Consider the following 19,785-nt stretch of genomic DNA (forward strand, 5'->3'; position numbering starts at 1 on the left):
TTCCAAGGGCAATATACACTTGAAACCTATTTTCCACTCTAACACCCTATAATTTTTACCCCCTTTCTCTAATAAAACATCATACAAATCCTGATTGCACCTATATAATTTATAGTAAACAGCGCATAACGCTGCTATTTCCATGTTTGCGGTCTAGCCAACGATTTATCTTACTCTTTGGCTCTGCCGAGAACATTATCCAGGTACTTCTGACCGGAGCCGGTATTGAGCAATAGGATTTGCTCGTCGGAGCTGATGCTGCCAGCAGTTAGCAACTGACGTGCAGCCATCCACACGGCGGCACCTTCGGGAGCCACGAACAAGCCTTCCAATTGACCCAACTCGCGCATGCCTGCCAGCATGTCGTCGTCGGAAACGCTTACCACGGTGCCGCCCGACTCTTGCAGTACCTGCAGCATCATTTGCTCTCCTAAGGGGCGCGGTACGGCGAGGCCGTTGGCAATAGTGGGCTGCCCCACGTACGCGGCGCAGTTGGCCTGACGGCCGAAATACGTTTCGGCCAGCGGCTGGCAATTTTCAGCTTGCACGGCTACCATGCGGGGTAGCTTCGCGCTTTCGGGTAGCCAACCGAGCGCCTGCATTTCTCGGAAGGCTTTCCAGATGCCAATGAGGCCGGTGCCGCCGCCAGCAGGGTAGAGCAACACGTCGGGCAGTTGCCAGTCGAGTTGCTCAGCTACTTCATAGCCCATAGTTTTTTTGCCTTCGAGGCGGTAGGGCTCCTTCAACGTAGACACGTCTAGCAGCTCGTTGCGGCTGTTCAGCTCCCGCACGCGGGCGGCGCAGTCGTTGATGAGGCCATCTACCAGATGCACCTCGGCGCCGTACCAGTAACACTCTTCCTTGAAGGCGGTGGGCGTGTGGCGCGGCATCACGACCACGGCGCGCAGTCCGGCGCGGGCGCAGTAGGCCGCCATCGCCACGCCGGCGTTGCCGGCTGTTGGGATGATGCAGCCCGTACTTCCCAGTTCCTTCGCCTTCGATACGGCCATGCTCAGGCCCCGAGCTTTGAAAGAGCCGGTCGGGTTTTGGCCTTCATCTTTGAGCAACAATTCGCGTAGGTTGTAGCGGCCTGCCAACTGCCGCAGGGGCAAAATGGGCGTGAAGCCTTCGCCTAGGGTCACCTTGTTTTCGTCGTCGAGTAGAGGGAGCATGGCCCGATAGCGCCACATGGAGGCATCGTGCACGTTGATGGCCGCGGCGCGGGTCAGGCGGGGGCGCTGGTCGTACACCGCCACCAGCGGTGCCGCGTGGCACTCTGATACGGTTTGCAACAGGTAGGCTGTATGGGCCTGGCCGCACACCGAGCAATGCAGCTCGTGCAGGCGTGAAATGGGTTCAACGGAAGTCAGCATAGCGGGAAAGTCTACGCAAAACTTCACCCTACCCATTCCTGAACCTAACAGCTATTTGGAATAGGCTATGCCAGTTTGGAATGAGGGTAGGAAGTGAGAGGGAAGGAGGGTGTGAGGGTAGGAAGTATGTCATCCTGAGCGCAGCGAAGGACCTTATCACGCAAAAACGACAGGCGTACCAACGACTCGTTCAACTGGCAGAAGGTCCTTCGCTGCGCTCAGGATGACACACTTCATACCCTCAAAACTACCGATAATACCGCCGTGCAAACTGCACGAAGTTTTTATAGGGCAGGTTGTTTTCGGTGCCTTTGCGCTGCACGAAGTCGAAGTGGCGTACCAGGTTTAGGTCGCGCACAGGCACTTCTACCAGCTCGCCGGCGGCTAGCTCTTTGGTCACGGCCTGGCGGGGTAGGAAGGCCAGGCAGGTATCTACGCGCACGAAGTTCTTGAGGGCCTCGGTACCGCCCAAGCGCACCTTCACGGGCAGGTCGGTCAGCTTGATGCCCTTTTCAGCCAGGGCCTCTTCCAGCACCGCTAGCGTACCCGAACCCGTTTCGCGCAGCGCTATGGGCACCCGCAGCAAGTCCTTCGCCACCAACTCGTGCTGCCGAAACGGGTTGCGGGCCGAGCACACCGCCACTACCTCGTCGGTCAGCAGCGGCGTGTAGGTGACGTTGCTGACTTTGTGAATACCTTCAATAATCCCTAAGTCGATTTCGTGGTCGAGCAGGGCTTTGAGGATGTTCTCGCTGTTGCGGTTTTTAAGCGTGAGCTGGGTGTTCGGAAATTTGCTGAGGTAGGCCGAGAGCACTGGCGGAATTACGTAGAGCGAAATGGTAGTGCTGGCCCCAATGACCATGTGCACTTGCGGCGAAAACGCCTCGCTGAGCGCAGCCATGCCGCGGTGCAGCTCGTGCTGAAGCTGCCGGGCCAGCAGCAGCTTTTGATACAGCAACTCGCCAGCGGGCGTCAGCTTCACCGTGTTGCCGAGGCGCTCGAACAAGCCCGTTTTGTAGTGCTCTTCCAGGGCCTTCACCTGCTTGCTCACCGCCGACTGTGTTACGAACAGCGTTTGGCTGGCCTTGGTAAAGCTCAGCTGTCGGGCTACTTCCAGAAAGACTTCGTGCGGGTAGGAAAGCATCTTGCGGAAGCGTGGTATTGTAGTGCGCTTAGTTACTGCTGTTGAAACTATGTAGGAAGTCGGCAGGCCGTCATGCTGAGCTTATCGAATCATTACCGCTTCGATAGGTGTGTTCAACGAAGCGGTAGAGATGCTTCGACAGGCTCAGCATGACGGATGCGAAACAATATTTCAACATCCAAAGCAACTCCTGCTGTCAATGCCCTGTACCTCAACATTACGCATTAAACGCGAATCATAAAGCTCGCTGCCGTACCTTTGCAGCATCGTTATGACGATCTATCTTCTCGCGCCCATTCCTACTCCACCCTGAGCAGCTTTGACTCAGTTCTCTGGCCCCTACCTACCGTAGCTGCCTTTTCGCGCGTTTCTATTTTTCTGATTTTTCAACACACAGACTAGCCTTTCTGCGGCTTCTCTGCCCGACGGCGTATGCTGGTCGGGACACCCCTCCTGTACATGATTCTGCTTGATAAGTTACCCCAGGGCTACAGCCCGAAGGACGAAGTATTGGCCGGCCTCACCACTGCCCTGGCACTGGTGCCCGAAGTGGTGGCCTTCGCCCTGTTGGCCCACGTTAGTCCGCTGGTGGGCATCGGTTCGGCCTTTGTTATTTGTTTGATTACTAGTATCCTGGGTGGCCGACCCGGCATGATTTCGGGGGCAGCCGGCTCGGTGGCCGTGGTCATTGTGAGCCTGGTGCAGCAGCATGGCGTAGAGTATCTGTTTGCGGCCGTGGTACTCATGGGCATCATTCAGATTGGGGTAGGGCTATTGCGGTTGGGCAAGTTTATCCGGCTGGTGCCGCAGTCTGTGGTGTTTGGCTTTGTCAATGGCCTGGCTATCATCATTTTCATGGCGCAGCTGGAGCAGTTTAAGACCGAAGACGCTGGCGGCGTTACGCACTGGCTAACGGGTTCTTCGCTGTGGCTGATGCTGAGCTTGGTGCTGCTGACCATGGCCATCGTGTACTTCCTACCCAAGCTCACGAAAGCGGTACCGTCGTCGCTGGTAGCTATTCTGGTGGTGTCGGCGCTGGTGATTTTCGGCAACCTGCCTACCAAGTCGGTGGGCGATATTGCCTCTATCAGCGGCGGCCTACCCCTACCTCACCTGCCGGCCATCCCCTTCACCTGGGATACGCTGGCGCTGGTGTTTCCCTACTCCGTCATCATGGCGCTGGTGGGCCTGACGGAAAGCCTGTTGACCCTGACGGTAGTAGACGAACTGACCGACACCCGCGGACGGGGCAACAAAGATTGTGTGGCCCAGGGCCTCGCCAATATGGCTTCGGGCCTGACGGGTGGCATGGGCGGCTGCGCCATGATTGGGCAAACGATGGTGAACATTGAGTCGCGGGGGCGGCACCGGCTGTCGGGCATTGTGGCGGCGGTGGCGCTGGCGCTGTTCGTGCTGGTAGGCTCGTCGCTGATTGAGCGGCTGCCGCTGGCGGCACTGGTAGGCGTGATGTTTATGGTAGTCATTGGCACGTTTGAGTGGGCCAGCCTGCGCATCATCGGCCGCATGCCCCTCACCGACGTGGTAGTGATGGCGCTGGTAACGCTCATCACGGCCATTTCGCAAAATCTGGCGCTGGCCGTACTCGTTGGCGTCGTTGTTTCGGCACTGGCCTTTGCCTGGGAAAACGCCCTGCGCATCCGCGCCCGCAAGCACACCGACGAGCAGGGCCGCAAGCACTACGAGATTTTCGGGCCGCTGTTCTTTGGCTCCGTAGTGGCCTTCAACGAGAAGTTTGACCCGGCCAATGATCCGCAGGAAGTTATCATTGATTTCCGCGAAAGCCGCGTGACCGACTTATCGGCCATTGAGGCCCTCAACAAGCTCACGGAGCGTTACGCCAAGCTCGGCAAAACCCTACACCTGCGCCACCTCAGCCCCGATTCCCGCCGCCTACTCACCAACGCCCAGGCCCTTATCGACGTGAATTACTGGGAAGACCCCACCTATAAGGTAGTGGCCGACGCGGTAGAGTAAAGCGTAATCAGAACGTCATGCTCCGCTTCGCTCAGCATGACGTTCCTTTTAACTCTCTTTTCACTTCTTTTTCGCCTCTACCCTATGCCTTGGCTTCTCTTATTTATTGCGGGTTTGTGTGAGGTAGGCTTTGCAGCCTGCCTGGGCAAGATGAAAGAAACTACCGGCACTACGGCTACGCTGTGGTTGCTGGGGTTCTTTGCCTTTCTCGCGCTCAGCATGACGCTCCTTTACCGCGCCACCCAAACCCTACCCATCGGCACGGCCTACGCCGTCTGGACCGGCATTGGGGCCGTGGGCACGGTGCTGGTAGGCATTGTGGTGTTCCGCGAGCCGGCTGATTTTTGGCGGGTGTTCTTTCTTGTTACTCTCATTGCGTCCATCATCGGGCTGAAGTTCGTCTCGAACGGGTAATTAGTTAAGCTACTAGCGGATGGCTAGTAGCTGTTAGCTTTTCATTGCCCATATTTGAAGCCATTAGCTGCTAGCTATCAGCTAACAGCTATTCGCTAATAGCTCAAAAAAATGCCCCTACCCTACCATCGTCTCGTCGTCAAGATTGGCTCCAACGTACTGACCCAGGCCGATGGCACGCCCGATTTGGCCCGCATAGCCCACTTGGTAGAGCAGATTGCTGCCCTGAAACAGCCGGGCCGCGAGGTAATTGTGGTATCGTCGGGGGCAGTGGCGGCGGGCCGCAGCCTAGTGCAGGTACCCGAAAAGGCCGACGCCGTGAGCAGCCGCCAGCTGCTGGCCGCCGTGGGGCAGGTGAAGCTGCTGACCACCTACGCCGAGCTGCTGGCGCGCTATCAGCTCACGTGTGCGCAGGTGCTGGTAACAAAAGAGGATTTCCGCGACCGGCAGCACTACCGCAACATGCAGAACTGCTTCCGGGCGCTGCTCCAAAACAACATCATCCCCATTGTGAATGAGAATGATGTGATATCGGTAACGGAGCTGATGTTTACCGACAACGACGAGCTGGCCGGCCTGCTTGCCGCCATGCTCGATGCCGATGCCCTGCTGATTCTCAGCAACGTAGACGGCATCTACAACGGCGACCCGAAAGACGCATCTTCCCACGTTATCCGTGAAATTGGCCCCGACACACCCGATTTTTCGGCCTTTGTGACCACGCAACGCTCCCAGTTTGGGCGCGGCGGCATGATTACCAAGTGCCACATGGCGCACAAAGTGGCGCAATTGGGCATTGCGGTACATATTGCCAACGGCAAAACTGAGAACGTGCTACCCCGCGTGCTGAGCGGCGAGGTGGTGAACACGCGCTTCCTACCCAGCCGTACGGCCTCGGGCCGCAAGAAGTGGCTGGCCCACGCCGAACCGGCTGCCAAAGGTACGGTGCGCCTCAACGCGGGCGCCTGTGCAGCCCTCACCACGCCGGGCAAGGCCACTAGTTTGCTACCTGTAGGCGTGGTGGCGGTGGAAGGTGAGTTTGAGAAAGGCGACATTATCCGGCTACTGGCCGAAGATGGCCGCGCCGTGGGCCTGGGTATGGCCGAATACGATGCCACCAAAGCCCGCGAGCGGCTGGGCCAGCAGCAGCAGAAGCCTCTGGTACACTACGATTATCTGTTTTTGAACGCTGATATTTAGCATTGGTAGCCCTACTGCTTAGGGCAGGAGGGTGTGAGGGTAGGAAGGTATGAGTTGTTAGGGGATGATTCGCTCACGTACTTCTTCCCGCCCTCCTACCCTTGTATGATTGTACTACCCTAACTTAAGGGTAGCTAGAAAAGGAAACGGGGACACCATCCATCCCTAAATGCGGTGCTTTGGCGTCGACGTTGCGTGTGAGAATCTGTGCCCCGTTTCCCGTTTTTGCCTGAAGACTGCACAGTATGGAGGGAGCCCCGCCCTGGCGCGGATGGCATCCCGCATTTGTACAAGGAGAGTTGCGGTGAAAACCTTGCTGGCTGGTTGCTTTCCACCTTTTTACCCCGTGCCGATGCCCCGCGTCCCTTCCCCCACCGCCCCGCTGAAATACGTTGTGGGCATTGACATTGCCAAAGACACCTTCGTGGCCTGCTTCGGCCGCATCGAGGCCAGCCAGCAGCTGCGTTTTGGTAAAGAAACCACGTTTGCCAACACGCTGGCCGGCTTCACGGCCCTGCTGGCCTGGACGGCCAAGCAACAGGCGCCCGCCGCCCCATTGTGGTTCGTGGTCGAAGCCACTGGGGTCTACTACGAAGCCTTAGCCTATTTTCTCTCCGATAACGCACAGGCCCTGAGCGTGCTACTGCCCAACAAAGTCAAGCACTTTGCCCAGAGCACCGAGCTCAAGAGCAAAACCGATCAACTCGATGCCCGCCTGCTTTGCCGCCTGGGCCTGGAGCGGGCCTTGCCCGCCTGGCAACCACCAACGCCCGCTCTGCGCCAGCTGCGGGCCCTGGCCCGCGAGCGTCAGCGCCTAAGCGAGCAGGGCGGACAGCTCAAAACCCGGTGCCACGCCTACCAGCACAGCTACCAGCCCGACGCCCGCACCCTCGAGCGCTTGGCCGCTCAGCAGCAACTCGTTGCCCAACAGCTAAAAGCCGTCGACCAAGACCTCTCGCTGCTGCTCGACGCGGAGCCGGAGTTGGCCCGCAAACTGGCCCACCTGACCAGCATCCCCGGCATCGGTCTGACCACGGCCATCGTGGTGGTGGCCGAAACCAACGGCTTCATCCTGGTGGAAAACGAGCGCCAGCTCGCCTCCTACGCCGGCCTAGACGTGGTGCAGCGCCAAAGCGGCCTCTCTTCCCAAGCCACGCGCATTTCCCGCCGAGGGAACGTGCGCCTGCGTACGGCGCTCTACCTGCCAGCCGTGAGCAGCCTGCGCTATAATCCGCAGCAAAAAGCCTTCTATGCCCGCTTGCGCGCCCGCCAGCCCAGCGGCAAGCCCGGCGTCATTGCCGTCATGCGCAAGCTCTTGCTGCTCTGCTATTCGCTCTGGAAAAACGACCGCCCCTACGACCCGCAGTTCCACCCGGCCCACATGGCCGAAAAAGAAGTAGCCCCGGCCGATTAATGGGCCGAGGCTACACAGGATGAACCCGAAGGCTCTCCTTGAAGGAGCCTAAAGATAAAAAACTTGCCCAAGTTCTTGCTCTTTATCACAGTATCTCACACCCTCCTACCCTCCTGGGGCTCCGCAACTCCACGCCTATGAACCTCACGCCTACCTTCGACGCCACGCAGCAAGCCAGCCGCACCCTCGCGCAAGTCTCCCCCGACACCATCAACGCGGTGTTGCTGGCGGTGGCCGAGGCGGCCGTGCAACACACGGAGTTCATTCTGACCGAAAACGCGAAGGATCTGGCGCGCATGGCGCCCGACGACCCCAAGTACGACCGGCTTCAACTCTCGGCGGCGCGAATCCAAAGCATTGCCGACGACCTACGCAGCGTGGCCTCCCTACCCTCGCCGCTGGGCACCGTGCTCACCGAAACCGACCTCGCCAACGGCCTGCTCCTGCGCAAAGTGCGCGTGCCGCTGGGCGTGGTGGGCATCATCTACGAAGCCCGGCCCAACGTGACCTTCGACGTGGTGGCGCTGTGCCTAAAAACCGGTAACGCCTGCGTGCTGAAAGGCGGCTCCGACGCCGACTTTTCCAACCGCGCCATCATTTCCGTTATCCATGAAGTGCTACGCCAGCACGGCCTCGACCCAGCCGTAGCTACCCTCCTCCCCGCCGAACGCGAAGCCACCGCCGCCCTGCTGCAAGCCGTGGGTTATGTAGACGTGCTGATTCCGCGCGGCAGCCAGCAGCTGATTGATTTCGTGCGCGACAACGCCCGCGTGCCCGTCATTGAAACAGGCGCGGGCATCGTGCACACCTACTTCGACGAATCCGGCGACCTAGCGAAGGGCCGCGCCATCATCAACAACGCCAAAACGCGCCGCGTGAGCGTGTGCAACTCGCTAGACTGCCTGCTCCTGCACGAAAGCCGCCTCATCGACCTGCCTACCCTACTCGCCCCCCTAGCCACCGCAGGCGTGCTCCTGCATGCCGACGAACGTGCCTACCCTGCCCTGCGCGGCGTGTACCCCGCCGAACTGCTGCAACCCGCCCGGCCCGAGGATTTTGGTACCGAGTTCCTGTCGTTGCAGTTGGCCGTGAAAACCGTGGCCAGTTTGGATGAAGCACTGGACCATATTGCCCGCCACGGTTCCAAGCACAGCGAGGCTATCGTGTCGGAAGAGGCGGCCCATATCGAGCGGTTTTTGAATGTCGTGGACGCTGCCGCCGTGTACGCCAATGCTTCTACCGCCTTCACCGACGGCGCGCAGTTTGGACTGGGCGCCGAAATCGGCATCAGTACGCAGAAGCTGCATGCCCGTGGCCCTATGGGCTTAGAGGAGCTAACCAGCTACAAATGGCAGGTGCGCGGCAATGGCCAGGTACGCGCCTAACCGCTTCATTCACCAGACCAACGAGTGCCGTTCTGCGTCGAGCTGGCATCCCGCCCGTCCCATCCTCGCTTGCTATGCTTACCTCTATGCGTTGCGTGTTTCCGCTGGCGTTCCTGCTCCTACCGCTGGGTAGCAGAGAGCAGACACTTGCCAAACCCATTGCCCCCGCAACAGCGGCCTTTCAGCCGGGTGCGTTTCAACTGCTGCCGCTGGGGACGGTGCGGCCCGCAGGCTGGCTTCAGCGCCAGCTGCGCATCCAGGCCGATGGGCTGACGGGCCATCTGGACGAGTTTTGGCCCGACCTCGGCCCCAACAGCGCCTGGCTGGGCGGCTCGGGCGAGGGCTGGGAACGGGGCCCCTACTACCTCGATGGCCTCCTACCCCTGGCCTACCTCCTCAACGATCCTACCCTGAAAGCCAAGGCGCAGAAGTGGATTGACTGGACCTTGCAAAGTCAGCGGCCCGACGGTGCCATTGGCCCCGCCAAAAATAAAGACTGGTGGCCCAATATGCTGGTACTCAAAAGCCTGATGCAGTACCAGGAAGCCACTGGCGACCCGCGCGTGGTGCCGTTTATGGAGAAGTACTTCGCCTACCAGAGCAGCCAGCTGGCGGCTAATCCGTTGCAGGTATGGGCTCGGTATCGTTGGGCTGAGGAGCTGCTACCCATCCGTTGGCTATATGAAAAAACGAAGAACCCTCAACTCCTAACCTTGGCCCAGCAGCTAGCTGGGCAAGGCTACAACTGGCAGCAGCTCTACGCGCAGTTTCCCTTCACCAAGCCCACCAGCTGGGCCACCATGAGCCTACCCGACGGTAGCCACGACGAAGATCTTGCCCTGAAAGCCCACGGTGTGAATAATGCCATGGCCCTGAAGATGCCCGTGCTCTGGGGCATGACCGGCGGCACCACCGCTGACCGTCAGAGCATCTACCAGCAGCTGAAAATGCTGGATCAGTACCATGGCCTGCCCAACGGTATGTACAGTGGCGACGAGCATTTCTCGGGCCGCAACCCCTCGCAAGGCATTGAGCTGTGCGCGGTGGTGGAGGCGCAGTATTCCTACGAGCAACTGCTGGCCTTGCTCGGCGACCCTGCCTTTGGCGACCGGCTCGAAAAAATCACCTTTAACGCTCTACCCGCCACCTTCGACCCTACCATGTGGGCGCACCAGTACGACCAGCAGCCCAACCAGGTGCTGGTGAATAAGGCTAAAAGGCAATGGTCCACCAACGGCGACGACTCCAATGTGTATGGCCTGGAGCCGTGGTTTGGATGCTGCACGGCCAACATGCACCAGGGCTGGCCCAAGTTTGCGGCCAACCTCTGGATGGCCTCGCCCGATGGCGGCCTGGTGGCCGCGGCCTACGCACCCAGCGAGCTAACCACCAGGGTAGGCAAAGCGGACGTCACCATCCGCGAGGAAACCGACTACCCCTTCCGCGACAACATCCGGTTTGTGGTGGCGAAATCCAGCAAGAAAATGGCCTTTCCACTGCGTCTGCGCATTCCGGCCTGGGCCGATAAAGCCACGGTGACGGTGAATGGCAAACCCGTGGCCGACGCTCCCAAAGCCGGCACGTTCTACCAGCTAAAGCGCCGCTGGCAGCAGGGCGACGTGGTGGAGCTGCGCCTACCGATGGAGGTGCGCGTGCAGCCGGGCTACCAGCAGTCGGTATCGGTAGAGCGTGGGCCGCTGGTGTATGGGCTGAAGCTGGGCGAGCAGTGGGACAAGCTGCGCGACCGGCCCAACCAAGCCGACGACTACGCCGTGCGGGCCACTACCCCCTGGAACTACGGCCTGCTCCTACCCCAGGCCGACGCCACCGTCGCGTTCCAAGTGCAAGAGCGCCCGACTACCGGCATCGTATTTTCGCCCGACGGTGCGCCCGTGGAGCTGCGCGTGCAGGGCATCCGCCTACCCGAGTGGCAACTGGAGCAGAACTCGGCTGGTCCGCCGCCGGCCAGTCCGGTAGCCCGGCCCGCTGGGGCCACTCCCGAAACGCTGACACTTATTCCGTACGGCGCTACTAATCTACGCATTACGTCCTTTCCAGTGGTGCGGCCGTAGCTCAGCGCACACCACCATTGCATAGCTCGTCAAAACCACTTGTTAGCATGAGCAGAGTCTACTGGCCGCTACAGCCATCAGGCCCAACTTAGCCGGGGATAGTTACGTTGGAGTAGACCTATTTTGGTTTCTTCTGCATGCTATTACTGCACCGCCTTACCTGGTTTCGGGTAGCCCTGGCCTGGGGTGTGTTCACGCTGTTCATGATTTTGCTCGTGTATGGGCAGGCCCTCACCAGTGGCTTGTCGGTGCATTGGCGCACGGCGGTGCTGGGGCCGCTGGTCTATGGCATTATTGGAACCCTGCTCACGCCGGTGGTCTTTGAGCTGGCTACGCGCTTCAATCTTACCGCAGGTCGGCGGCGGTGGTTGGCCTACCTGTTGGTGCACGCTGTGGCGAGTGTGCTCATTACGGTGCTCTACCGGGCTTCCTACCTCACGCTGCTCTATTTAATGGCCGTACCGGGTGTCCGGCTTTCCTGGGCGGCTATTCTGGGCTCGGTCAACGTCTGGATTCCGATTTACTGGATGGTGCTGTTTGTGGCCTATGCTCTGGACTTTTACCACAAGTGGCAGCACCGCAGCCTGGAGGCCGCCCGCCTGGAAACCCAGTTGGTGCAGGCCCAATTGCACGCGCTGAAGCAGCAGCTCAATCCGCATTTTCTTTTCAATACCCTCAACGCCCTTTCTACGCTGATTGAGGACGAGCCGCGCACAGCCCAGCGCATGACTGCCAAGCTCGGCGAGTTTTTGCGCCTGGTGCTCGACCACACCGAGGCCCAGCAAGTGCCTCTGGCCGAGGAACTGCATTTCGTGCAGCTCTACCTCGACATCGAGCAGGTACGCTTCTCCAATCGCCTCACCTTCACGCACCACGTAGTACCCGCCGCCCTACCTGCCCTGGTGCCGCACCTGCTGTTGCAGCCTCTCATCGAAAATGCTGTGCGGCACGGACTGGCGGCAGTAGGCGGCGGTAGCATTCATCTGCAAGCGCATCGGCAGGGCGAACAGCTTATGCTGGAAGTGCACAACAGCGGCAGCAGCCCCCACGCCGATAGTGTGCGTGGGGTAGGCCTGGCCAATACCGAGCAGCGGCTGCGCACCTTGTATGGCAGCCGCTACGTACTTACCCTACGCTCGGGTGCGGAGCAGGGCACGGTGGTTCGCCTGGAGCTACCCTTCCAGACAAAGTAATCCTACGCTATTCTTGGTTTGCTATTCCTATGTCGTCGATTCGCACATTGATTGTTGATGATGAACCGCTTGCTCGCCGACGCATCACTCAGCTCCTGGCCCATGCTCCCGACTTCACGGTGCAGGGCCAGTGCAGCAACGGCGCCGAGGCCCTGGCTGCCCTCTCTGGCGATGCAGAAGTAGACCTGGTGTTTATGGACGTGCAGATGCCCGACTTTACGGGCTTGCAGGTGCTCCAGCAACTCCAGGAGCAACCGATGCCGCTGGTGGTTTTCGTGACGGCCTACGACCGCTACACTCTGCAGGCTTTCGAAGCGCACGCGCTCGACTACCTGCTCAAGCCCCTCGACCCCGACCGCTTTATTCGCTGCCTGGCCCACGTGCGCCAGCGCATAGCCCAGCACCAAGCCAAGCAGTTGCACCAGCAACTCACCTCCTTCCTGAGCACCCTACCCAGCCCTGCCGCTCCGCCCACGTTTCCTACCCAGTTGCTGGTGAAGCAGCCAGGACTGCTCTATTTTGTGCCCACGGCGCAGGTGCATTACCTAGAGGCTACGGGCAACTACGTAACCGTGTACGCTCAAGGTCAGCCCCATGTGCTGCGCTCTACCCTCAGCCAGCTAGAGCGCCAACTCGACCCCAGCGTATTTCTACGCATTCACCGTTCGCTTATCGTGAACACCCAGCAGGTGAAAGAACTGCGGCCCTGGGCCCACGGCGAGTACCTGCTTACACTGCACGATGGCCAGCACCTCACCTCTTCGCGCAGCTACAACGACGCCATTCAGCAGTTTCTGAAACAGTTTATTTCTTGAATTACTTCTCGGCAGCCTAGCTAGCTGAGCAGGCGAATCGGGCCGGCTACCCCTTTTGTAGTGCAGCTTGTCCCTGGGCGTAGCCAGCTCGTCCCTACTAGGAGGCGGGTGTGCATCAGCGGTGCGTATGAGGGGTGACTTGAGTAGCCAGCGGTTTTAACTGGCTTACTGGGTTCCACCCCTCACCCTCATGATGAACTCCATGAACAATCATCTTTCCTCTTTGGCCACTGCACGGACTTGGTCTCGGCGCGTAGTTTCTGCGCTTTTCCTGGCTGGTGTGCTGGCCGGCGCCACTTCCTGCAACGACGATTCTGACTCCGATAGCACTAGCATCAAGCTCGCCGGCCCGAAGCCCGAGTGGGGCCCAACCATTCACCCGGAGATGCAAACCGTTATCGAAAAGCTTGACCAGCTCAGCGGAGGCGTACCGCTCAATACCCTCACCCCGCAGCAAGCCCGCATGGCTCCCTCGGCTACTGATGCGGTTATGGCCGTGATGCGTGACTATAATATCCCCGCGCCCGTGCCGCAGGTAGACACCACAGGGCAGCGTATTCCGGTGTCGGGTGGTACAATTCGCGTACGCATCTACCGTCCGAAGAACGCTACGGGCAACCTGCCAGCCATTGTGTACTACCACGGCGGCGGCTGGGTTATTGCCAACTTGAATACGTATGACCCATCGGCGCGGGCCTTGTCAGAGCAGACGGGCGCCGTGGTAGTATCGGTAGCCTACCGGCAGGCCCCGGAGTTTAAGTTTCCCACGGCTCACAACGACTCGTTTGCGGCCTACCGCTGGGTGCGCGACAACGCTACTACCCTCAACATTAACGCCCAACGCATTGCAGTGGCCGGTGAAAGCGCCGGTGGCAACCTTGCAGGGGCGGTGTGTCTAATGGCTCGTAGCGCCTCGGTGCCACTGCCCGTGCACCAACTGCTGGTGTACCCCATTGCCCGCTACGACATGAACACCACCTCCTATACGCAATACGCCAACGCCAAACCCCTAAGCAAGCCGCTAATGCAGTGGTTCTACGACAAATACCTGACAAGTTCTGCTGACGGTACCAACCCACTGATTTCACTGGTGAATGCTACCAACCTAGGCAGCCTACCCCCAGCTACGGTCATCAATGCTGAAATTGACCCGCTGCAAAGCGAAGGTCAAGAGTACGCCAGCAAGCTGAAAGCCGCCGGTGTATCCGTAACATCGAAGGTGTATGAGGGCGTGACGCACGAGTTCTTCGGTATGGCCACGGTAGTACCCGAGGCCCGCGAAGCGCAAGCCCTAGCTGCCTCAGAATTGAAAAAGAGCTTGCAGTAGCCTTTTGCTACTTCGATAGTAGCTTTTTATCAAAGCAACACGGCACGGCGTCTACAAGACACCGTGCCGTGTTGCTTTGATACAGGCTGATAGCGTGGAGCTGCGCTACAATAAGCGCCGTGGCGTTCTGTATCAGCTTACTGGCGGATGATGGCGCGGGGCTGTTCCCTATGTCATCAAGCCAAAAACCGTCTGTCATGCTGAGCTTGTCGAAGCATGACAGACGGTTTGCTTCTTATTGTTCAGGAATAAGCCTGATGTCCATAAGCAAGTAGGCCGTTACATTTGTTGTAGCAACTAGCCACTCGACAGGAAGGGCCAGAAGGCAATCTGCGCGCGCAGATTGCCTTCTGGCCCTTCCTGTCGGAGCTGCACCCGTATTCCTTTCTTGTTCTCGTATCCTGCTGGCGGCGCTTCCGGCAGTGTTTTCCGGCTGTTTCATGACCAATCAACGGTATTTCTTTCTCATCCTCATCCTGGGTGCCCTCACGGCTTTAGGGCCTTTCTCCATTGATATGTATCTGCCGGGATTTCCGGCTATTGCGCAAGATCTGCATACAAGTGTGTCGCAGGTAGCACTTTCGTTATCGAGCTTCTTCATCGGTATTTCGGCGGGGCAGCTTCTCTATGGCCCGCTGCTGGACCGGTTTGGGCGCAAAAAACCGCTCTATTTTGGGCTGGCGCTCTACGTAGTGGCCTCGCTGAGCTGCTTGGCGGTGCACCGTATTGAAACGCTCATTGCCTTGCGCTTCATCCAGGCCATTGGCAGTTGCTCGGCAGCCGTGGCGTCGGTAGCGATGGTGCGGGACTTATTTCCCGTGAAAGAAAACGCCAAGGTTTTTGCCCTGCTGATGCTGGTTTTGAGTGTTTCGCCGCTGTTAGCGCCTACCCTTGGCGGCTACGTGACGGCGGCCTACGGCTGGCAGGCCGTATTCCTGGCGCTGGGTGTGCTGGGTGGTCTGCTGTTGCTAGCCTCGTTCCTGTGGCTACCCAACGGCTATACGCCCGACACCACGCTCTCGCTACGGCCCCGGCCCATCCTCACCAACTTCTGGACCGTACTGCGTGAACCCCAGTTTGCCACGTACGCGCTGACCGGGGCCGTCTCGTTTAGCGGTCTGTTTGCCTACGTGTCGGGCTCTCCCTTGGTGTTCATGGACCTCTACCACGTAGAGGGGAAGGTATACGGGTGGATTTTCGCTTTTCTCTCTATCGGGCTTATCGGGGCCAGTCAGGTTAACAGCCTGCTGTTGCGCCGCTACCAGAGCGAGCAGATTGTGCTGGTTGCTCTGAGCTGTCAGTTGCTGACCACGGTGGTATTGCTAGGCCTAACTAGCGCGGGCGTATTGGGCTTGGGCGGCATGGTCGCTTTGCTATTCGTCTTTTTGAGCTGCCTGGGTTTCACCAGCCCCAACACGTCGGCTTTGTCCTTGGCCCCGTTCACGCGCCATGCAGGCAGTGCCGCTGCCCTGATGGGCGCCCTACAAATGGGCGCGGGTGCCCTCGCATCGCTGGGCGTGAGTCTGTTCGACGCTCGCTCTGCAGTCCCGATGGTGGCTCTCATGGCCGGTGCTTCTTTGCTGGCGCTGCTCCTACTACTGGTAGGCCGGCAGCGGGTGACGCACCTCGTGGCTGCTGCGCCCGGCGTGGGCGGAGCTATGCATTAACGGTGTAGTTTCATCGTGGGGTAGGAGGTCAGGTAGGAGTAAGGCTCTTTTGCCACTGAGCTGAGCCTACACGAATTCGCATGGAGTCAGGCCACACAGGGTCTTCAGGCGCTTGGCTTGGTTATAGTGTTGAGGTAGGCTGCTAGCGTTTATAAGGTTTCCCAACTTCGTTGATTACAGAAAAGGGCCATAACTGGACCCCGATTGGGCAAAACGACGCGAGTACGCGACCAGACTCTATTGGCTTATTTCGGCGTAAAACCCTAGCGGCGGTAGAAAAGCACATGGCTTGGCTGGCCGGGAACGGCGTCACTTCAAATCTACTAAGGCACCGTACACGCCATCGACTACCTGCGCCATGCGGTGAAAATCGAGTGTATCGATGGTATCGGAGGTCTGGTGATAGTTCGGGTTGCGCAAGAACGACGTGTCGTTGATCATGACGGCATCATGGCCGTAGCGCCAGTAGTTGCGGTGGTCGGAAAGCCCTGCCAGTGCCACAGACGCAGGCATATTGATGCGCTGCACATCCAGTGAGCCAGAATGGGCCTGCATTAATTGCTGCACTTGCTGGGTGAAACCCTCCTGCCCCTCCCGGCCTACCACTGTAATAAAGTTGCCGGTATTTGGATATAGCGCCGCCAGTGCTGGGTTCGGGAATTGCTGGGAGCCGGGCTCATCGCTAAAGTACCCGATCATCTCGTAGCAGATCATAGCCCGCACTACTGCACCCGCTTCCTGCAACGACTTGGCGTGCACGGCGCTGCCCATGTTATCGGTGGCGAAGTAGGGTGGCTCTTCTAGGCAATACGCTACCAGGTCGAGACGGTAGAGCAGGGCGGGGCGCTGCTCGTGCAGTAGGCGGGCGGTTTCGAGTAAGCCGGCCACGGCACTGGCGTTGTCGTCGGCACCGGGCTGGTCGCCGCACACGTCGTAGTGTGCCCCTACTACAATACGCGGGGCATCGGGCGGCCCGTAGGAGGCGATGATGTTGCGATATTCCCGGCCATCGACGCGGAATACCTGGTCCTGTGGCTGGCCGCCAGCTTGGTGTAGCGCCTCCCGAATGTAGTCGGCCGCTTGGTTGAGCGAAGCCAAGTTGCGGTAGTTGCGCGCCGGTTGCAGCTCGGTCAGGAACTGCACATCGGCATAGAGTCGGGTGTGATTAGCAGCCATAGGAAGGAGCGCGGGCGTAGTTGAGTATCAGATACTATACGAATAGCAAGGCTTTGCCTGCCTAAAAATCACTCTTTTATCTGGGTAGCTGAGCAGCACTTGAGCACCTAAATGCTTACTCCTACCCCAACAGCTCTAGAAGTAGCTGGTGCCCCTGCGGCCACAGCCCCAACCCCGATTCGGCGTTTAGATGCCCGAGCGCACCCATGTTTACAAACCGGCTACCCCAGGCTTCCGCAAACTGTTGGGCTCTAGCTAGGCTGACGTACTGATCATTGGTGCTGGCTACCACGATGCTAGGAAACGGTAGGCGCGCCAGTGGCATGGGCGCAAAGCCCACCACTTCGGGCGGAAAGTCGGGCCGGTCTACATCGGCGGGCGCTACGAATAGAACGCCTTGCAGTTGGTGGCGGGTGGTAGCGGCCCAGTGCGCCACCGTAGCGCAAGCCAGGCTGTGCGCCACCAGCACTACCTGCGGGCCGGCAGCAGCTATGGCAGCTTCCAAAGCTTGTACCCAATCGGTGCAAACGGGGTGGTCCCAATCGTGCTGCTGCACGCGCTGGTAACTGTACTGTTGCTCCCACTGTGTTTGCCAGTGCGCTGAGCCGGAGCCGCCTAGTCCAGGTGCGGTGAGGATGGTAGTGGGCATAAGGAAAAGGTTATCCTGCGAATGTAAGCGCTTGTTGCTGCGTATGCTACGCCAACGCGTAGCAAGGTAGCTGGCGCGAGTTTAGCGCAGCATAACTCGTACTGCCGATGCTGGGAGGCACAGCCTCCCAGCTAGGCTGTGTGGACATCTAGCGCATCCAATCGAGGGCAGCGAGCAAGTGGGCCACGGCTAAAAAGGAGGTAGCCGTTTTCTCGTAACGGGTCGCAAAGCCGCGGGCTTCTTTGAGGCGGCCGAAGAAGCGCTCCACCTTGTTGCGGTCGGCGTATAGGTTTTCGTCATAGGCGCGTTGGTCGAGGCGGTTGGCTTTGGGCGGGATGACGGCTTCGATTTCGCCTTGGGCCAACGTCTTGAGCACGTGATTGGTATCATACGCCTTGCCGGCGACTACCGCGCCGGGTTGTTGCGGTAAGGCCGCCAACAGGCCGGGCAATTGGGGGCGGTCGGCGGCTTCGCCCGGCGTCAGGGCCAAGTGCAGGCAATTGCCTAATGCGTCCACCACCGCATGCACTTTGGTGCCGAAACCACCGCGCGAGCGGCCGAGGGCTTCGTTGGCCGGCGTGCTTTTTTTTGTCCGGCCGCCGCTTTGTGCGCCTTGGCCGTGGTCGAGTCGACCAGCACCCAGGCATAATCCGGTTCCTGCACGGCCTGAAACAACGCGGCCCACACGCCCGCATGTGCCCAGCGGCGGAAACGCCGCGCCACGGTGTTCCATGGACCGAACCGCTCGGGCAAGTCGCGCCACGCCACGCCCGTGCGCACCCGGTACAGCACGGCGTTGACGAACAGGCGGTTATCGCGCCCTGTGCCCAGCCGGCCGAGGGCGTGTGGTTCGACCATTTTCCATTCGCGTTCGGTTAATTCATGACGGCGCATGGCGTAAAAATACTCTCCTTGCTGTCCACACACTCTAGAACGATGACGTTTGAATAGCACGGTTCCGCGTCGCCGCTGCGCGGCAGATGAGGTGCAAGCTCATCGTTAGTACTGAGTGCGAGTTACCGTAACTTCCACCATGGTTTCTTCAAACCTGGGTTCTGCTGGTCGACTTCCTCTATTAGTCCCAAGTCGCCGTTTTCAGGAAGTAATATAGGTCCTTCGAAACTAGGGTCATAAAAGCCAACTTGATATTTTCGAGCCAGTCGGTGAGCCGTCTCGTGCGCTTCCTTTGCCAATGACCAGCTAAAGGCGGCATAGATTACTACACGGCCAATGCTGTAGTCTGTTTCGTAATCACTCTTGTGGCCATCGGTCGTGTTAGGACCGTTCATATCAGGAAATGTTTGCTCCATTTCCATTAACCAGGCCCGAAGTTCATGAGTGGTAATAGCTGGGTCACTGTATATGTGCTCCTCTTTCCATTCTGTTTGGGCATCATACCATCCCATAAATTCAGTCCGCGTTTTTGGGGCGGCCTCCTTGCTGAAAACTAGTAGGTCGTAGCTCATGCTAGTTAACTTTATCTATACTACTACCATTCCAAATAGCATATCCTCCTTCCGTCTGCGCAATAATGAGCGTACCGTCTTCATCTACAGGCAATCCGTCTGAGAGTTGCCAAGGTTCATTGCCATCTTCTGATGTACCTGAAATTCTAAACCAAGATCCATCTTCAAAATATACCTCCAAGTCTGACGCAGCAGTACAAGTCGCGTCAACTACCATCTTCAAATTTACCCGGTTCATTCCTATGAGCAAATACTCATTGGAATCAGTACACGGTCCGTGTTCAGGATGAAATAGGATGGGCGAATCAAAACATAACACCATATCATTTCCATGTTCATTACGAAAATGAACAAGAGGCATCTGATGCATAATCCCAAAGCTCTCCACACTGGTATTCAATAATAACTTTCTAACTAATCTATTCGCAGTTGCATTAACTGCCTCTTCATGAAGCGCCATTTTATTATCTAATTATTTAAGCAAAACATTGCGCA

The 19,785-nt window shown here is 58.7% G+C and carries 16 protein-coding genes and 1 pseudogene; 10 read left to right on the forward strand and 7 right to left on the reverse strand.

What is annotated here, in order from left to right; translation table 11 throughout:
- Positions 1-170: 170 nt before the first annotated feature.
- Both MUN82_RS13940 and MUN82_RS13945 read right to left on the reverse strand, forming a co-directional pair.
- Positions 171-1,373 carry a threonine synthase gene (locus MUN82_RS13940; RefSeq protein ID WP_245091351.1) on the reverse strand — a complete coding sequence of 401 codons (1,203 nt, stop codon included), beginning with the start codon at positions 1,371-1,373 and terminating at the stop codon, positions 171-173.
- Between the two features lie 247 nt (positions 1,374-1,620).
- Positions 1,621-2,517: a LysR family transcriptional regulator gene (locus tag MUN82_RS13945; RefSeq protein WP_245091352.1), complete on the reverse strand. Its 897-nt coding sequence runs from the start codon at positions 2,515-2,517 to the stop codon at positions 1,621-1,623.
- 459 nt (positions 2,518-2,976) lie between these two features.
- Here MUN82_RS13945 and MUN82_RS13950 point away from each other — a divergent pair, with 459 nt between their 5' ends.
- From MUN82_RS13950 to MUN82_RS13995, 10 genes are all read left to right on the forward strand, one after another.
- Positions 2,977-4,512, forward strand: a complete 1,536-nt coding sequence (locus tag MUN82_RS13950) for a SulP family inorganic anion transporter (RefSeq protein ID WP_245091353.1) — start codon at positions 2,977-2,979, stop codon at positions 4,510-4,512.
- A gap of 84 nt (positions 4,513-4,596) precedes the next feature.
- On the forward strand, positions 4,597-4,926 hold the full coding sequence (locus MUN82_RS13955; RefSeq protein ID WP_245091354.1) for a DMT family transporter: 330 nt from the start codon (positions 4,597-4,599) through the stop codon (positions 4,924-4,926).
- Between the two features lie 111 nt (positions 4,927-5,037).
- On the forward strand, positions 5,038-6,126 hold the full coding sequence (proB, locus tag MUN82_RS13960; RefSeq protein WP_245091355.1) for a glutamate 5-kinase: 1,089 nt from the start codon (positions 5,038-5,040) through the stop codon (positions 6,124-6,126).
- A 352-nt stretch (positions 6,127-6,478) separates the two neighbouring features.
- Positions 6,479-7,540 carry an IS110 family RNA-guided transposase gene (locus MUN82_RS13965; protein ID WP_245091357.1) on the forward strand — a complete coding sequence of 354 codons (1,062 nt, stop codon included), beginning with the start codon at positions 6,479-6,481 and terminating at the stop codon, positions 7,538-7,540.
- A gap of 137 nt (positions 7,541-7,677) precedes the next feature.
- Entirely contained in the window at positions 7,678-8,925 is a 1,248-nt protein-coding gene (locus MUN82_RS13970; RefSeq protein WP_245091359.1) for a glutamate-5-semialdehyde dehydrogenase, read from the forward strand.
- Positions 8,926-8,999: 74 nt separating this feature from the next.
- Complete coding sequence (locus MUN82_RS13975) at positions 9,000-10,997, forward strand: beta-L-arabinofuranosidase domain-containing protein (RefSeq protein WP_245091361.1); 1,998 nt, start codon at positions 9,000-9,002, stop codon at positions 10,995-10,997.
- A gap of 137 nt (positions 10,998-11,134) precedes the next feature.
- On the forward strand, positions 11,135-12,190 hold the full coding sequence (locus MUN82_RS13980; RefSeq protein WP_245091363.1) for a sensor histidine kinase: 1,056 nt from the start codon (positions 11,135-11,137) through the stop codon (positions 12,188-12,190).
- A gap of 29 nt (positions 12,191-12,219) precedes the next feature.
- Positions 12,220-13,005 carry a LytR/AlgR family response regulator transcription factor gene (locus MUN82_RS13985; protein ID WP_245091365.1) on the forward strand — a complete coding sequence of 262 codons (786 nt, stop codon included), beginning with the start codon at positions 12,220-12,222 and terminating at the stop codon, positions 13,003-13,005.
- A gap of 202 nt (positions 13,006-13,207) precedes the next feature.
- Complete coding sequence (locus tag MUN82_RS13990) at positions 13,208-14,332, forward strand: alpha/beta hydrolase (RefSeq protein ID WP_245091367.1); 1,125 nt, start codon at positions 13,208-13,210, stop codon at positions 14,330-14,332.
- A 440-nt stretch (positions 14,333-14,772) separates the two neighbouring features.
- Positions 14,773-15,999: a multidrug effflux MFS transporter gene (locus MUN82_RS13995; RefSeq protein ID WP_245091369.1), complete on the forward strand. Its 1,227-nt coding sequence runs from the start codon at positions 14,773-14,775 to the stop codon at positions 15,997-15,999.
- 309 nt (positions 16,000-16,308) lie between these two features.
- Here the strand turns inward: MUN82_RS13995 and MUN82_RS14000 are convergent, their stop codons facing one another.
- From MUN82_RS14000 to MUN82_RS14020, 5 genes and pseudogenes are all read right to left on the reverse strand, one after another.
- A complete protein-coding gene (locus MUN82_RS14000) occupies positions 16,309-17,175 on the reverse strand; it encodes a M28 family peptidase (protein WP_245091371.1) in 867 nt (288 codons plus the stop codon).
- Positions 17,176-17,296: 121 nt separating this feature from the next.
- Positions 17,297-17,824 carry an RBBP9/YdeN family alpha/beta hydrolase gene (locus tag MUN82_RS14005; protein ID WP_245091373.1) on the reverse strand — a complete coding sequence of 176 codons (528 nt, stop codon included), beginning with the start codon at positions 17,822-17,824 and terminating at the stop codon, positions 17,297-17,299.
- A gap of 148 nt (positions 17,825-17,972) precedes the next feature.
- Positions 17,973-18,718, reverse strand: a pseudogene (locus tag MUN82_RS14010) (IS5 family transposase).
- 122 nt (positions 18,719-18,840) lie between these two features.
- Positions 18,841-19,290 (reverse strand): hypothetical protein, encoded by a 450-nt coding sequence (locus MUN82_RS14015; RefSeq protein WP_245091375.1) that lies wholly within the window; start codon positions 19,288-19,290, stop codon positions 18,841-18,843.
- A 1-nt stretch (position 19,291) separates the two neighbouring features.
- Positions 19,292-19,750, reverse strand: coding sequence for a hypothetical protein (locus MUN82_RS14020; RefSeq protein ID WP_245091376.1), 459 nt, complete (start codon positions 19,748-19,750; stop codon positions 19,292-19,294).
- Positions 19,751-19,785: the final 35 nt, after the last annotated feature.

Source organism: Hymenobacter aerilatus, from assembly GCF_022921095.1.
GTDB lineage: Bacteria > Bacteroidota > Bacteroidia > Cytophagales > Hymenobacteraceae > Hymenobacter > Hymenobacter aerilatus.

Excerpts from the sequence above, each read along its gene's own strand:
- MUN82_RS13940 (WP_245091351.1), bottom strand. The coding sequence starts at position 1,373 with ATGCTGACTTCCGTTGAACCCATTTCACGCCTGCACGAGCTGCATTGC.
- MUN82_RS13945 (WP_245091352.1), bottom strand. The coding sequence starts at position 2,517 with ATGCTTTCCTACCCGCACGAAGTCTTTCTGGAAGTAGCCCGACAGCTG.
- MUN82_RS13950 (WP_245091353.1), top strand. The coding sequence starts at position 2,977 with ATGATTCTGCTTGATAAGTTACCCCAGGGCTACAGCCCGAAGGACGAA.
- MUN82_RS13955 (WP_245091354.1), top strand. The coding sequence starts at position 4,597 with ATGCCTTGGCTTCTCTTATTTATTGCGGGTTTGTGTGAGGTAGGCTTT.
- proB (WP_245091355.1), top strand. The coding sequence starts at position 5,038 with ATGCCCCTACCCTACCATCGTCTCGTCGTCAAGATTGGCTCCAACGTA.
- MUN82_RS13965 (WP_245091357.1), top strand. The coding sequence starts at position 6,479 with ATGCCCCGCGTCCCTTCCCCCACCGCCCCGCTGAAATACGTTGTGGGC.
- MUN82_RS13970 (WP_245091359.1), top strand. The coding sequence starts at position 7,678 with ATGAACCTCACGCCTACCTTCGACGCCACGCAGCAAGCCAGCCGCACC.
- MUN82_RS13975 (WP_245091361.1), top strand. The coding sequence starts at position 9,000 with ATGCTTACCTCTATGCGTTGCGTGTTTCCGCTGGCGTTCCTGCTCCTA.
- MUN82_RS13980 (WP_245091363.1), top strand. The coding sequence starts at position 11,135 with ATGCTATTACTGCACCGCCTTACCTGGTTTCGGGTAGCCCTGGCCTGG.
- MUN82_RS13985 (WP_245091365.1), top strand. The coding sequence starts at position 12,220 with ATGTCGTCGATTCGCACATTGATTGTTGATGATGAACCGCTTGCTCGC.
- MUN82_RS13990 (WP_245091367.1), top strand. The coding sequence starts at position 13,208 with ATGAACAATCATCTTTCCTCTTTGGCCACTGCACGGACTTGGTCTCGG.
- MUN82_RS13995 (WP_245091369.1), top strand. The coding sequence starts at position 14,773 with ATGACCAATCAACGGTATTTCTTTCTCATCCTCATCCTGGGTGCCCTC.
- MUN82_RS14000 (WP_245091371.1), bottom strand. The coding sequence starts at position 17,175 with ATGGCTGCTAATCACACCCGACTCTATGCCGATGTGCAGTTCCTGACC.
- MUN82_RS14005 (WP_245091373.1), bottom strand. The coding sequence starts at position 17,824 with ATGCCCACTACCATCCTCACCGCACCTGGACTAGGCGGCTCCGGCTCA.
- MUN82_RS14015 (WP_245091375.1), bottom strand. The coding sequence starts at position 19,290 with ATGAGCTACGACCTACTAGTTTTCAGCAAGGAGGCCGCCCCAAAAACG.
- MUN82_RS14020 (WP_245091376.1), bottom strand. The coding sequence starts at position 19,750 with ATGGCGCTTCATGAAGAGGCAGTTAATGCAACTGCGAATAGATTAGTT.